This is a genomic window from Niabella aquatica (assembly GCF_054779315.1).
Genome location: NZ_BAAGYM010000028.1, coordinates 324,512 through 339,890, shown reverse-complemented (window position 1 = coordinate 339,890; position 15,379 = coordinate 324,512). Strand labels below are relative to the sequence as shown.

Annotated in this window: 6 protein-coding genes; all 6 read left to right on the top strand. The window is 41.0% G+C overall.

What is annotated here, in order from left to right; genetic code table 11:
* Positions 1-228 precede the first annotated feature (228 nt).
* The 6 genes from ACYVBM_RS19120 to ACYVBM_RS19095 all read left to right on the top strand — a co-directional run bounded on the left by ACYVBM_RS19120 (position 229) and on the right by ACYVBM_RS19095 (position 15,379).
* A complete protein-coding gene (locus ACYVBM_RS19120) occupies positions 229-6,852 on the top strand; it encodes an amino acid adenylation domain-containing protein (RefSeq protein WP_460687303.1) in 6,624 nt (2,207 codons plus the stop codon).
* Positions 6,853-10,863 (top strand): non-ribosomal peptide synthetase, encoded by a 4,011-nt coding sequence (locus tag ACYVBM_RS19115; protein ID WP_460687302.1) that lies wholly within the window; start codon positions 6,853-6,855, stop codon positions 10,861-10,863.
* Positions 10,864-10,999: 136 nt separating this feature from the next.
* The gene (locus ACYVBM_RS19110) at positions 11,000-11,395 is read left to right on the top strand and encodes a response regulator (RefSeq protein ID WP_460687301.1); all 396 of its coding nucleotides are present in this window, start codon (positions 11,000-11,002) and stop codon (positions 11,393-11,395) included.
* Complete coding sequence (locus ACYVBM_RS19105) at positions 11,340-12,458, top strand: sugar transferase (protein WP_460687300.1); 1,119 nt, start codon at positions 11,340-11,342, stop codon at positions 12,456-12,458. The genes ACYVBM_RS19110 and ACYVBM_RS19105 overlap by 56 nt, the downstream gene beginning before the upstream one ends.
* Before the next feature lie 10 nt (positions 12,459-12,468).
* Positions 12,469-13,170, top strand: coding sequence for a TolC family protein (locus ACYVBM_RS19100; protein WP_460687299.1), 702 nt, complete (start codon positions 12,469-12,471; stop codon positions 13,168-13,170).
* A gap of 25 nt (positions 13,171-13,195) precedes the next feature.
* Positions 13,196-15,379: a cellulose synthase operon protein YhjQ/BcsQ gene (locus ACYVBM_RS19095; RefSeq protein ID WP_460687298.1), complete on the top strand. Its 2,184-nt coding sequence runs from the start codon at positions 13,196-13,198 to the stop codon at positions 15,377-15,379.

Here is a 15,379-nt window from a genome sequence, read left to right as displayed (position 1 = left end):
TGCGGGGTACTATGGGTGAAAATTCCATATTATTGCAATCAGACTTCCATAAGACAACATTTTATTTTTCAAAAGTAATATAACATAAATAGGTTAAAAGTTATAAATATGTTTATTTATGATACCTTTGCAAAGGTTTGATTGTCATTCGATCAGCCCTTCTATAACCATAGGCATTCGTGATAGTTTGACAGCTATGGCTAATCGTTTATTTTTTAAATTAATGACATGAGTAATTGGCGGCTACCAGAGTATGAAACTGTTACCGATTATATATATGATGCTGCCAGGGCATATCCTCAAAACATAGCTGTATCATTTAATAATACCTCCATCACCTACCAGCAACTGAACAGGCAGTCAAATCAGTTGGCGGATTATTTATTACAAAAAGGGTTAAAACCCGGTCAGTCTGTAGCGCTTGTTCTTGAGCGGAGCCCCGAAATTATGATTGCACTTTTGGCAATATTAAAATGTGGGGCCTGCTATGTGCCTATGGACCCGAATTATCCGAAAGAACGGGTTGCATTTATGGTAGAAGATGCTGCTGCACTATTTTATATTACAAACCAGAAATTTGCCGGCAGGTTTGCCAGCCGCGGCACAAATGAAATTCTGGTAGACGCAATATCAGCTGAGCTGGAGCAATATTCTGATGCAGATCTGGCGTCAAAAAATAACCGGGATGCCCTTGCCTATATTTTATATACTTCCGGCTCTACTGGCAAGCCTAAAGGAGCGATGGTCACTCATGGTAACCTGATCCATTTCTTAAAGGGCATGCAGGAAGTATTTGATATTACTTCCCGGGATAAGTTCTTGAGTGTTTCCAGCATCTCGTTCGATGCTTCCTGTTTCGATAATTATTTATCACTTATTCATGGTGCTGAATTAATACTTGCTGATAATGAAACTGCAAAATCAGGCGATTTATTGTTAAGGCTCATTGCTGATAAAAAGGCCAGTATCATGCTGGCAACTCCTGTTACCTATAAGTTGATGCTGAATGCCGGTTGGGAAAATAAAATGGATACCACAGTACTTTCAGCAGGGGAGCCTTTGCCGGCTACATTGGCTCGGGATTTAATTCCAAGATGCAGATCTCTTTATAATGTATATGGACCAACCGAAACAACGGTTATCTGTATACTAACTCAAATAACAGATCATAATAAAATAACTATCGGTAAACCCATAAAAGGGACCCCTGTTTATTTTTTAGATGAAAACCTGAAACCTGTTGGTGCCCAGGAGATCGGTGAAATTTACATCGGCGGTGCCGGTGTTTCAAAAGGGTATTTGAACCGGCCAGAGCTAACCAGCGAAAGGTTTATTAAGGATCCGTTTAGTGCTGCCGGGAATGCTATTATGTATAAAAGCGGTGATCTTGGAAAGCTTGAAGGTGATGGAAATATTTCGTATCACGGCAGAATAGATAACCAGGTGAAGATTCGTGGCTTCAGAATTGAGTTGGGTGAAATTGAGCACCAGCTATCATTACAAACTGCCGTAAAAGAGGCCGTGGTTGTTCCAAAAGAAAATACAGCAGGAGAGTTGTTCTTATCGGCATATGTTACATTAAAGCATCAGATTGACAAAAAAGCTCATCCGATGTTAATAACAGGATGGCGTACAGGGTTACGCACATCTTTGCCCGAATTTATGGTGCCCGAACATTTTACCATCATGGAGGCCTTACCTATAAGCCCTAATGGAAAAATTGATAAAAATTTATTGCCTTATCCTTCGAAAGAGCGTCCCGAATTATTAAATATTTTTGAAGCCCCACGGTCTGATATTGAAAAAAATATGGCGCGGGTATGGAGCCAGGTTCTTGAGGTAAGTCCGGTGGGAACAGGTGATAATTTTTTTGAGCTGGGAGGAAATTCTTTGCTTGCTCAAAAAGCAATATCTTCCTTAAATGAAAAATTTCATTATGATATTCCAATAACAAAATTATATCAATATCCCACGATCGCAGGATTACAGCGTATATTAAAAGGCAGCCAACCCCAAAAGGCAAAGCGTCGGTCAGACTTAAAGCATAACGACAAAGAAGGTATTGCTATCGTTGGGATGTCTGGTCGTTTTCCAGGTGCTGATACTATAGAAGAGTATTGGGACATCTTAAAAAATGCAAAAGAAACGATTACTTTTTTTTCAGAAAATGAGATAGACCCGTCAATATCACCTTCTGTAAGAGACGACAGCGCTTATGTAAAAGCACGGGGCATATTAAAGCACGTAGAAGCATTTGATGCAGACCTGTTTGGCATCACTCCCAGGCTGGCAGAGTTAATGGACCCGCAGCAACGCGTATTCCTGGAGGTTGCCAGGGATCTTCTGGAAAAAACAGGAAGTTTAAAACAAAATACAGACGAAGTAATCGGTGTATTTGCCGGATGCAATACCAATACATATTTCTATAATAACGTATTGCATTATAAAGATAAAATGGAGCACCAGGGCTATTATCAGACTTTGTCTGTTACTGAAAAAGATTATCTCGCAACGCGAACCGCCTACCATTTAAACTTGAAAGGACCCGCTGTAAGTGTCAATTCCGCATGTTCCACTTCGTTGTTGGCTGTGGCGCAGGCGGTAGAAAGTTTGCGCAGAGGCCAGTGTGATGCTGCCATTGCAGGTGGTGTTGCCATTAATGTTCCGGTGAATAGCGGTCATATTTACCAGGAAGGTTCCATGTTGAGTGCAGATGGACATAGCAGGCCATTTGATGCTGATGCAAAAGGTACTGTGTTCAGTGATGGCGCCGGTGCAGTATTGCTCAAACGCCTGGCAGATGCTGAAGCAAATGGCGATACCATCTACGCAGTTATTAAAGGGATTGGTGTAAATAATGACGGGGGAGAAAAAGGGAGTTTTACATCGCCAAGCACCAACGGGCAGTTTGCTGCCATAACGATGGCTATCGATGATGCTGGGGTTCAACCGGCAGAGATTTCATATGTAGAGACGCATGGTACTGCTACTCCTTTGGGTGATCCGATAGAAATTGAAGGGTTGCGAATGGCATTTGGTGAGCAGCCGCGTAAGCATTATTGCGCGATAGGCTCGGTTAAAAGTAATATAGGGCATCTCACTCATGCAGCAGGTGCGGCGGGATTGATAAAAACCACCCTGTCGCTGTATCATCAACAATTGGTGCCATCTATAAATTATACATTTCCCAATCCTGCTATTGACTTTGAAAGCAGTCCTTTTTTTGTAAATACACAATTGCGCAATTGGGATGTGCCTGGTAAAAGAATTGCCGGTGTAAGCTCATTTGGTGTGGGCGGTACCAATGTTCACATTATAGTAGAAGAATATCCAAAATCTGACAAAGCAAATATTGAAGACCTCGCCCCACAAATTATTGCCTGGTCTGCCAGAAACGAAAACAGTTCCGGCAACTATGCAGGAAAGCTTACAGATTATATCAAAAATAATAAGCATCGGCACCTGGCCGATATAGCTTATACACTACAGCATACAAAGCAATTGTTGCCTGTAAGAACGGCTTTTGTTGCCCGCGATACTGATGATCTTTTACAGCAGCTTTCAGACGCTTCCAGGATTTCTTTACACTCCTGTACCCTAAAAGAAAGAAATAAGCACCTTGTCTTTGTTTTTCCCGGCCAGGGATCGCAGTATGTAAATATGGGTAAGGAGCTATATGATAGAGAACGCATTTATAAAGAAGCTATTGATGAATGTGCCGACATTCTATATAAAGAATTGGGAGAAGATATAAGGGCAGTGATCTTTACCGGTGAATCTGATGAAGCATCGGAAAAGCTCAAAAATACATTTTATACGCAACCTGCGATTTTTATAACATCTTATGCCCTCGCAAAGCTGTATTTAAGTTTAGGCCTTATACCGGATGCTATGATCGGGCATAGTGTTGGAGAGTTTGTTGCTGCACACCTTGCCGGTATTTTCTCTTTACCCGATGTTCTTAAACTGGTAGCAGCAAGGGCGAGACTGATTAGTGAACTGCCCGGCGGAGCAATGCTTTCCGTTCGAGCCGGAAAAGATATTGTATGGGCTCTGTTGCCCGATTCTTTATCACTTGCGGCGAATAATGCTCCCAATCTTTGTGTAGTAGCAGGGGCTGTTAGCGATATAGAACAATTTTCTGAATTATTAACGCAAAAAAATATACCTAATAAGCCACTTCGTACCAGTCATGCATTTCACTCCCATATGATGGATGCAATGGTTCAGCCTTTAGAAAAAATTATTTCGTCGCTGCAACTTAGGATACCTAAAATACCGGTTCTTTCAACAGTTACAGGCAAATGGTTGAAAGACAGGGAAGCCTCCGATCCGGGTTACTGGGCAAAGCACGCGAGAAATACAGTTAATTTTTCTGATGCGGTGAATGCTATAACAGCTGATTTGAACCCGGTTTACCTGGAATGTGGCCCGGGCAATACGGCAACGATGCTTATAAAACAGCACAATGGTAAAATTGCTCAGAATGCATTTCACTCGATAGATGTAACCTCGAAAGATCATGAGGAGATAGCTGTAAAAGAAGCATTAAGCAGGTTATGGACACACGGTATTGAAATAAACTGGTCGTTACTCTATAAAGATACTGCAAGGAACCTGCTTCATGATATACCTACCTACGCTTACGACAGAAAGAGATATTGGCTGGATGCTGTTATAAATACACCATTTGACATAAGCGTAAAAAATGACATTGTACAGGCTTCGGAATTTGTAAAAACTGAATTGAAAAAGGAAATACCCATGAGGAAAGATAAATTAGTAAAACAGCTAAAAGATATTTTGGAAGAAGCTTCTGGTATTGATATTACGGGCGCAAACCCTCATGCCAGCTTTGTAGAGCTGGGGCTGGATTCTTTATTGTTAACCCAGATTGCTGCCAGCTTTAAAAAAGAGTTTAAATACCCGGTTACTTTTCGCCAATTAAGCGAAGAGCTGGATACTTTGGACAAACTGGCCTCTTATCTGGATGCCAATCTGCCCCGAGAAACAGAAAACGTACAATCATCTTTCCAACAAGTACAACATACCCCTCTTGTGCATAACCCCGTATCCAATGGAATGGATGCGGGCAACACTACTGCCCTGGGGCTGATATCACAGCAAATCAGCTTATTGTCGCAGCAAATAATGTTGTTGCAATCGGGTAGTAGTTTACAACAGCCTCTTGCAAGTGCAGCTACTTTTACAACAGCCTCCCCGTCAGAAATGAGGCAGAACAATATTGTAAGGGCTGACATTACAGTTGAAGAGCAGGCCGAGTTGAGAAAGCCTTTTGGGGCTATTGCAAGGATAGAGAAAAAAAGTAATGAGATTAATGAAAAGCAGGCTGCATATTTAACCGAACTCCTGTCAAAGTATAATGCTAAAACAGCAGGCAGTAAATCCTATACACAAAAGTATCGGGAGCAAATGGCTGATCCGCGTGTGGTATCAGGATTTAAGCCTCTTACGAAAGAAATGATATATTCTATTGTAATGAATAAATCAAAAGGATGCTACTTATGGGATATCGACGGCAATAAATATATAGACGCGCTGAATGGATTTGGTTCTAATTTTTTAGGATACCAGGCCGATGTTTTAAAGAATGCGCTAATAGAACAGGCAGAGAAAGGATATGAAGTGGGACCTCAGCATGAGCTGGCCGGGCCGGTTTGCTCATTGGTTTGTGAACTTACGGACAGCGACAGGGCGGCCTTATGCAATACAGGATCAGAGGCTATACTTGGAGCAATGCGTATAGCGCGCACGGTTACAAATAAAGATCTGATAGTGGCATTTAGCGGATCGTATCATGGTATTATTGATGAAGTACTGGTGCGAGGAACTAAAAAGCTTAAAACATTTCCTGCTGCATCCGGAATTTTGGGTAGTAACGTGCAAAATATGCTTATACTGGATTATGGTACAGATGAAGCGCTCGAAATTATCGAAAAAAGAAGTAATGATATTGCAGGCATTTTAGTAGAAACGGTGCAAAGCCGCAGGCCTGAATTCCAGCCGGTTGAATTTTTAAAGAAGCTTAGAAAAATAACGGAGGAAAGATCAATTGCACTCATTTTTGATGAGGTAATTACTGGTTTCAGATGCCATCCGGGTGGTGTACAGGCCCTTTTCGGTATAAAGGCAGACCTGGCAACGTATGGGAAAGTAGCGGGCGGCGGCCTTTCTATCGGTATCATAGCCGGCAAAAAACAATACATGGATGCGCTGGATGGAGGCTTCTGGGAATTTGGAAATGATTCCGTACCAGAGGTAGGCGTTACATATTTTGCAGGTACTTTTGTAAGGCACCCACTTGCATTGGCCACTGCTTATGCATCTCTAAACTTTATAAAAGAACAGGGCCCGGAGCTCCAAAAAGGACTGAACAATGCAACTGCAGATATGGTTAAGCGGTTGAATGATATTTGCACAAAATATAAAACTCCATTGTATGTGGCTTCTTTCAGCTCTTTATGGAAAGTAAAACAAAAAGAAGAATACCCTTATCAGGAACTGCTGTTTACATTAATGCGTTTAAAAGGCATACACATATGGGATGGATTTCCCTGTTTTCTTACAGCAGCACACACAGCGGAAGACATAAACGATATAGTGAATGCTTTTGAAGAAAGTATCGCAGAGCTTTGCAGCATAGGGTTCATTTCGCAGGAGGAAGAATTAATGGCTCCTAAAAACGGATCGGATGTAAAAATTATTGACAATTCAACAGCCCCGGTTCCAGGGGCAAGGCTTGGGAAAGATAAGAATGGCAATCCTGCATGGTTTGTACCGGACGGAAATGACCCTGGCAAATATTTACAAATTTCTTTGGACGATAAATAAATGATAACTGTAGACGACAAAAGCAATACTGTAGTAGATTTTAACCCTTTTTCCGGCGATATAATAGAGAAGATCGTTCCGGCCACAGAGCCCCAAAAGGAGATATTTACCTCTTGTATTTTAGGAGGTGAGGATGCAAACCTCGCCTATAATGAATCTTTATCCCTGTATCTCACCGGGGAGCTTAACGTAGATGTGCTGCGCGGATCTATTGTTGAGTTGCACCGCCGACATGAGTCACTAAGGGCTACCTTTACCGAGGACGGCGCCAGGATGATCATTTATGAATCGAGAGACGTTCAGCTATATTATCAGGATGTAGAAACGCCAGGTACGTACTCCCAGCAAAATATTTTAGAAAAATACCATAGCGATGATGCCCGGTTGGCATTTGACCTGTTTAATGGTCCTCTTACAAGGATAGCCCTTTTCCGGTTGAGTGCTAAAGAACATGTGCTGACGATTACAGCGCATCATATTATTTGTGATGGATGGTCTTTTGGTATTCTGCTCGAAGATCTTTCCCGCCTTTATAATGCAAAATGCGCCAACGGGCCATTACCTCCCTGCCCGCTGCAGTTTAGCAACTATGCAGTAAAGTCTATTCAATATGAGCATACCCGGGAATATCGAAATACAATTAATTACTGGAAAAAACAGTATGAAGGCGTAGTGCCTGTATTTGAAATCCCTCCGGACTATCCCAGGCCGGCACTAAGAACTTATAAGGCAAGAAGAGATGATTTTATACTGGCGGCTGATCTTGCAGACTCAGTAAAAAAAACAGGGGCAAAATATGGATCCAGTTTTGTAAATACATTGATGTCTGCCTTTGAAATATTGTTATATAAGTATACCGGTAATTCTGATATTGTAATAGGCTTACCTACGTCGGGTCAGGCAGCAACTGAAATGTACGATCTCATTGGTCACTGTGTAAATTTTCTGCCTCTGAGAAGCTGTCCCGATCCTGAACTTTCTTTTATTGAGTATTTGAAAAAAAGAAAGTCGCAAACGCTTGAAGATTATGACCACCAGCAATTTACTTTTGGAACATTCTTAAAAGAAATAACGGTTAGCAGAGATCCATCCCGGATACCCCTATCACCAGTGTCTTTTAATATTGATATTGGTATGGATATGCAGGTTCGGTTTCAGGGGCTGATGTACAAAATTGTTTACAATAAAAGAATAGCCGAGACTTTTGAGCTTTTTTTAAATATTACAAACTGTGAGCAGGGATACGAGTTTCAATGGTCGTATAATACACAGCTCTATAAACCTTCTACGATAAAAGGTTTAATGGACAGGTATAAGTATCTCCTTCAACAAATAGTAGAAAATGCAGGACAAAAGATCGCGGATCTCCGGCTGGAGGACGAGAAAGTATTAACCGGGTATTGGAAAAACTGGAATGACCAGGCTCAGAAAGATGTATGGAGTGGAACTATAATGGATAAAATAAATCAATCCTGTATAGCACATGCAAACGAAACGGCCTTGTATTTTAATGGTGGTTCGGTAAGCTACAGGGAATTGTACGAGAGGTCTAACCAAATGGCACACTATCTGCTTGCTGCGGGTGTATCTTCAGGTTCTGTGGTAGGCATCGCAATGGAAAGAAGTGCAGACCTGATTATATCTATACTAGCGATACTGAAAGCCGGAGGCATATTTGTACCACTTGACCCACAGTATGCAGCCGAGCGTATTGAGTATATGGTGGAAAATTCGGATGCGGCATTCTTGCTGACTTCGTCGCGGTTTGCAGGGAAATTGCGTACCAGTGCCCGGGAAATAAATGTACAATCGCTGCATACTGAATTGCAGTCCTTGCCTTTAACGCTGCCTCCGGGTTCTCTTACTGCAGAGTCGCTGGTATATATTCTGTACACTTCTGGTTCCACGGGTAAGCCCAAAGGAGTAATGATCGCCAACCAGTCACTCGTCAATTATATTGGCTGGGCGGTTGACTATTATCTTAAAGGAGTACGGGGAGTGTTCCCGCTCTATACATCCATTTCATTCGATTTAACCATTACCTCCATATTTTCACCCCTGTTATCAGGAGGCCTGCTTAAAATATATGAAGAAGATGAGCCTGTTGCTGTGCTCGAAAAAATATTTACAGATGGTCAGATTAATGTGATCAAGGTAACACCTTCCCACCTGAAACTGGTAGGGGATAGCAATTATATTCGTCTGAACCTGCCAGAACAGCACCTTACATTGATTGTAGGAGGTGAAGAGCTGGGAACAGCGTTGGCGAAACAGGTGTACGATTTATGTAAAGGCAAGGTAACTATATGTAATGAATATGGCCCTACAGAAGCTACAGTAGGATGTATGATCCACGATTTTAACCCTTCGGAAATACAGCAGGCAGTATCTATAGGCGTACCTATTTCAAATGCCCGTATTTATTTGTTGGATGAGGAGCTGCACCTGGTACCCAAGGGGATCATAGGTGAAATATATATAGGGGGTGTTTGTCTGGCAAAGGGATATTACGGGAACGAGTTACTTACCCGTGAGCGTTTTCTGGAAGATCCGTTTGTGCCTGGCGGAAAAATGTATAGAACCGGCGATAATGCCATCATGCAGGATAATGATCTTTTATTATTTAAAGGGCGTATTGATGATCAGGTGAAATTACGGGGATACCGCATAGAGCTGGGCGAAATTAATTATCATCTGTTGGCAATTAAAGAAATAAAAAATGCTATAACTGTTGTAAAAGAAGATAGTTCGGCCAACGGTTACCTGGTATCCTATGTGGTACTTCAGGATGAATCAATTGCTACAGAGCAGGTAAAAGATAAATGGCGCGAAATGCTGCGCAGCAAATTGCCTGATTACATGATCCCTTCCATTTTTGTTATACTGCACGAATTGCCATTGACGGCAAATGGAAAGGTAGATCACAAGAAATTACCGGAGCCGGAAGTGGAGCAACAAAAATTTGTAGCTCCAAAAACACAGGAAGAGATACTGCTGGCAGAAATATGGTCGGAAATATTTAACAGAGAACAGATAGGAGTGTATGATGACTTCTTTGGTTTGGGCGGGCATTCTATGGTAGCCATTAAAGTAATGACGCAAATTAAAGAAATTACCGGCATAAGACTGCCGATTGCTACCTTGTTTGAAAGCCCTACTATCAAAGAGCTTGCCAAAAAAATAGTTAAAAAAACTCCATCACACAGCGGCCGGGTTTTGGTGCCTATAAAAGAAAACGGCTCAAAGCCTCCTATCTATTTAATTCATGGTGGTGCTCTTAATATCTTTTTATACAAGCAATTAGCTCCATTCCTCAACGAAGATCAGCCTTTATATGGTATTCAGGCACTGGGGCTTGAGGGTGATCTTACTCATTTGGATAGCATAGAAAATATTGCAGCCCGGTATCTTACAGAGGTATTGGAGCAAAATCCGGAGGGCCCTTACATCCTGATAGGCTATTCTTATGGTGGTATTGTAGCTTATGAAATGGCCCGGCAGTTAATAACAATGGGAAAAGAAATCAAGATGCTGGGGATACTAGATACAAACGTTAGTGACCGTAGTATTCCTAATGCTATGATGCCCAGGATGTTCTTTAAAATAAAGCGCCAGCTGAAGAAGGTGGTGTTTATAAGCAGTAACCTGTTCAGGCATCCTAAAGATGTAATAAAATATCAGTTGCTGCTTTTTAACAAACGATTTAATAAAAGCTATAAAGAAGAAGCAGATGAACAGGTTTATGATTATGCTAATACGGTAGTGGAAGCATATGACAAAGCATATATTGCTTATGAAATGAAGCCTTTTAATTTGAGCGTACATGTGTTCCGGGTTAAGGAGCGTATCTATTTTATTGATGATTTTGCTTATTTGGGATGGAAAAAATATGCTGAAGACGGAGTAGCGGTTCATGATATGGCAGGGGATCATAAAACATTTTTATTGCCACCTAATAACAAGATACTGGCAGAAAAGATACAGGCCGTAGTAAATGGATTGAAGACATAAGTTTGCTGGCAATAGTTTTAATCCTGTAATTTGTATGTTTCATGGAGTGGCAGGGGGGGATTCGTCTAAATATTTAGCTATTTTATGATATTATACCTAATTTTACCAACTAAGAAAGTCTAACAAACTGTATTTTATGAAGAAAACAATTCTGATAGTGGATGATGAGCCTACCATACTTAAGCTTTTAGAATTTGTTTTAGCTAAAGATTATAATATAATTTTAAAAAATAATGGTTATGAAGCTATTCACTGGCTTGAAGGGGGTAATAAACCAGACCTGATTATTCTTGATGTGAATATGCCTTATTTTAATGGGCCTGAGTTTCTTAAGTCAATTAAAATAAGCGGATTATTTTCCAATATTCCTGTTATTGTATTAACAGGAACCAGCGATACCAATAAAATCAGGCGCGAACTAAGCTTTCCTGTAAATGAGATCATCCATAAACCTTTTAATCCTACCAAATTGAAAGATGCAGTCAAATATTTACTTTCCGAAGACACAAAATTCACCACATCTGAGAACTAGCGGCTTTAGCCGGACCATAGGCATAGCTTATATCGGCGGTACCTTTTTTAATGAGGTAGTTACTGAGGATACGGCGCTTACTGATTACTGGTTAAAGCATTTTAATGATTTAGCCGATTTTCGGGATTATCTTTCTGATTCCTCTATCAGCGATATTCCTTATATTCTCCTTGTGGAAGTGCACAACGAAAACCAGGTATTCCAGGAGGTAATGGCGATAAGGGAGAATGCGCTTACTGCGGGTATCATCATTATTTTGTTAACGTCAATAAATAAAACCGAACTACAGCAAAAGGCATTGGAAGCCAAAGCCAATGATATATACTTTAGGCCCTTCAATTCTGATCTTATTTTTGAGCGGATCAATTTCCTGATAAAATTTAAACTGTTAAGGCCCAGTGAAGACCAGGATAAATTTTCTACCCAGATCCTGGAATATAAAATTCCTTTGGTGAAGCGTCTTTTTGACATTGTAGTTTCTTCACTGGTTCTGATCGTATTGCTACCGTTCTTTATTTTAATTGCGATCATTATAAAATTAGAGAGCAAGGGTCCTGTCATATATAAAAGCAAACGGGCCGGTACAGGGTATAAAATTTTTGATTTTTATAAATTTCGTTCAATGATAAATGATGCAGATAAAAAGCTGCAGAATTTAAGTAAAACCAGCAATCAGTACTCCGGTAATGACACGCCTGCCGCATTTGTAAAAATACAGAATGACCCCCGTATTACACGGTTTGGTAATTTTTTAAGAAAGACAAGCATTGATGAGCTGCCTCAGTTTTTTAATGTGCTGAAAGGAGATATGTCCATAGTAGGTAACAGGCCGCTACCGCTTTACGAAGCAGAGCAGCTCACTTCAGACGAGTTCGCCATGCGGTTTCTGGGCCCGGCAGGGATAACAGGATTGTGGCAGATTACCAAGCGCGGACTGGCAAATATGTCTGATGAAGAAAGAAAAGAGCTGGACAATACCTATGCAAAAAACAGCTCATTTTTAATGGATTGCAAGATCATGTTAAAAACGATACCTGCAATGTTGCAAAAAGAAAAAGTTTAAATAAATACGGATGAAAACAAAATTATTATCGCTCTTTATCGTGATTTTTATGTCGGCTACGGCTTTTAGCCAGGAGTCCATCATACAGGATATAGATGAACCGATGCTACAAAAATACATTCATCTGGCGATGGCAAATTATCCGCTCAAAAAAGCATCCGATGCTACGCTCGAAAGATCAAAGACACAGGTATCTATCGCAACACTAAGTCTGTTTGATATTTTTAATGCCGGCTACTTCTACAGCCCTCAAAAAAACGAGGGCCTTATTCTTGTTCCTGGGGCATCAACAAGTGCTAACACCAGCCTTGTAATGAGAGGCTTTCAATTTGGGGTTAATGTAAACCTGGGAAATTTGCTTTCAAAACCTGGTATGATAAAAGCTGCAAAAGCTGATTATAAAATAGCCCGCGCTCAAAGCGAGGATTATAGCAGGATATTAGCTAACAACGTAAAGCTGGCCTATTATGATTATCTTGCTGCTAAAAAACAGCTCGAATTGTCAATCCTTGCTGCCAAGGATTTAAGGAGTATCCTGGCAAATGCTCAGGCGCAGTTTCAAAACGGCACTATTACAATAGATGTGTATACTGCTGCCAAGAATGCTTCAATATCAGCAGACACAGGGGCGCTCACTGCTGAAGTTGCTTATTTAAAAGCAAAAAATAACCTAGAAGACCTGATAGGCGAAAAGCTTGAGAAAGTAAGATAACCTCCTGAAATTTTATTAAGAAAAGATGAACCTGAATCTAAACCTGAAAGAGTTTTTAAAATACCTGTTGCGCTTTAAGTGGCTGCTTATTGTAATACCTGTATTATTTGCAGTAGTAACCTACTTTTTGGCAAAAAAACTTCCCAAAACTTATCGGTCGTCAGCGCTTATATCAACCGGTATTACCGGTCAGTTTCAGCAAAGCGCGTTAAATACGGGAAACCAGCTCGATTATTTCAAATTGAGCCAGCAGTTTGGCAACCTAATGGAGATGATGAAGTCTAAACGCAGTATTACTGCACTGGCATATAAACTGATATTACATGACCTCAAGGATCCCGACCAGGCTTTTAAAGAACCTTCAGATCTTATAAAAAAGCTATCTTCACAGGATAAAGAGCTGGTTATAAAAGAGTATGAAAAACGGTTGGCAAACGGTACCTTAATATCTACGGCTGACAATGGCAATCGAATTAAACTGTACGACATACTTAATTATGCCGGGTATAGTGAAAACGCAATTTCAGAAAACTTAAATATTGCAAGAAATGGAGAAAGTGATTTCATTAAAGTAGAGTTCATATCATCTAATCCTGATCTTTCAACCTATGTAGTAAATACTTTTTCAAGAGATTTTATTGCTTATTATACCAATCTTTCCATAGCAGGGCAAAGCGAATCGCTGGCTATTTTAGACAGCTTATTGCGTGCGAAGCAGATAGATATGGAAAGAAAGAATGCATCGGCACAGGGAGCAATAACCGCTTCTGCAGCTGCTGCAGCCGGTGCTACTAATGCTCAGCGGCAGTCTGATATGGCTTATTCCAGGGTGGCAGAAGCGGAGGCGCAGCGGCAGGTTTATTTAAGGCAGATCAGCTCTATAAAGGGGGCTATTGAAGATATTGATGCAAAATTGAAAGGGCAGGGAGGATATGTAACCCAGAATGAATCTACTAATAATACGGCTATTGTAGATCTTGATAACCAGTTAAGGATAGCCAACCAAAGATACATTAACAATAATTTCAGGCCGCAGGACAAAGCCTCCATTGATTCATTGCAGCGTATAAAAGAAAGGCTGGTGGCCCGTTCCTACAATACCGGCAGTTTAAATCCCACGGTTGTAAGACAGGAGCTGCTAAACCAGCGCCTGAAATACGAAGGAGACCTGGCAGCGGCACAAAGCGCAATGACTACGATAGAAAGACAATTATCTACAATGCCTAAAGGGTCGGGTGGCGCGAGCGCAGCCGCAGGCCCTGCTCAAAATATTATACGGGAAGCAGAAATCGCTTCGGCTGATTACCAGGCCGTTCAAAACCAATATAACCAGGCAAAGCTGATGTCGCAAACCGCAAGCCATCTGGCTTTGGCAGAGCCGGGCTTGCCAGGCCCCCCGGAGAAATCCAAAAATATGCTGTATGTTGCTTTTTCCGGTATATCTGGTCTGCTGGTTTGCATGATGTCCCTGTTCGTAGCTTTTGCTTTCAACACAACAATAAATAACCCGGCAAGGCTGGAGGTTGTTACCCGGCAAAAAGTGGTTGGTGCCCTCAATTTTATCGGCGAAGCCGATAAAGACCTGCGGAATATATGGAAAGACGATGGGGATGTGAAAGATTATAGTATTTATAAGGACCTGCTGCGATCACTGCGGTTCGAGATCAACCAGCATCTTTCAGAAAATGAAAATGTATTGGGTATCACAAGCTTGTCCCAGGGAGAAGGCAAAACCTTTCTTGCAGGAAGCCTGAGCTATGCTTTTGCTATGATGGGCAAAAATGTATTGTTGATTTGCGAAAAGAACGACAATATACTGGACCTGGTGACGAATAAAAAAAATATGCAGGGATCATCCGCGCAAAAATTTGAATCCTTCCTGGTTAAAAAACAAATACAGGTAGAAGACCGCATCACCATATTAAACCGGGCTACAAGCAGCAGCAACTCCCTCCTGGAGCTGCGGGATGCCCAAAGCCTGATAGCCGGTTTTGAAGTATTAAAAAATACTTTTGATATAGTGATTATTGATATAGAAAGCGGACAGGACATGTATAATGTAAAAGAGTGGATGATGTTTTGTGATAAAAGCATTGCCGTATTTGAGGCCGGAAAGAAAATTTCTGAAAACGAGGAAGTATTTATTAAATTCCTTGCTGAACAGAGAGGCTTTTTAGGTTGGGTTCTTAATAAAGTAAAAGTTGCTTAA

What these genes read in the sequence shown, in the direction of transcription:
- ACYVBM_RS19120 (WP_460687303.1), top strand. Translation starts at nt 229, where the DNA reads ATGAGTAATTGGCGGCTACCAGAGTATGAAACTGTTACCGATTATATA.
- ACYVBM_RS19115 (WP_460687302.1), top strand. Translation starts at nt 6,853, where the DNA reads ATGATAACTGTAGACGACAAAAGCAATACTGTAGTAGATTTTAACCCT.
- ACYVBM_RS19110 (WP_460687301.1), top strand. Translation starts at nt 11,000, where the DNA reads ATGAAGAAAACAATTCTGATAGTGGATGATGAGCCTACCATACTTAAG.
- ACYVBM_RS19105 (WP_460687300.1), top strand. Translation starts at nt 11,340, where the DNA reads ATGCAGTCAAATATTTACTTTCCGAAGACACAAAATTCACCACATCTG.
- ACYVBM_RS19100 (WP_460687299.1), top strand. Translation starts at nt 12,469, where the DNA reads ATGAAAACAAAATTATTATCGCTCTTTATCGTGATTTTTATGTCGGCT.
- ACYVBM_RS19095 (WP_460687298.1), top strand. Translation starts at nt 13,196, where the DNA reads ATGAACCTGAATCTAAACCTGAAAGAGTTTTTAAAATACCTGTTGCGC.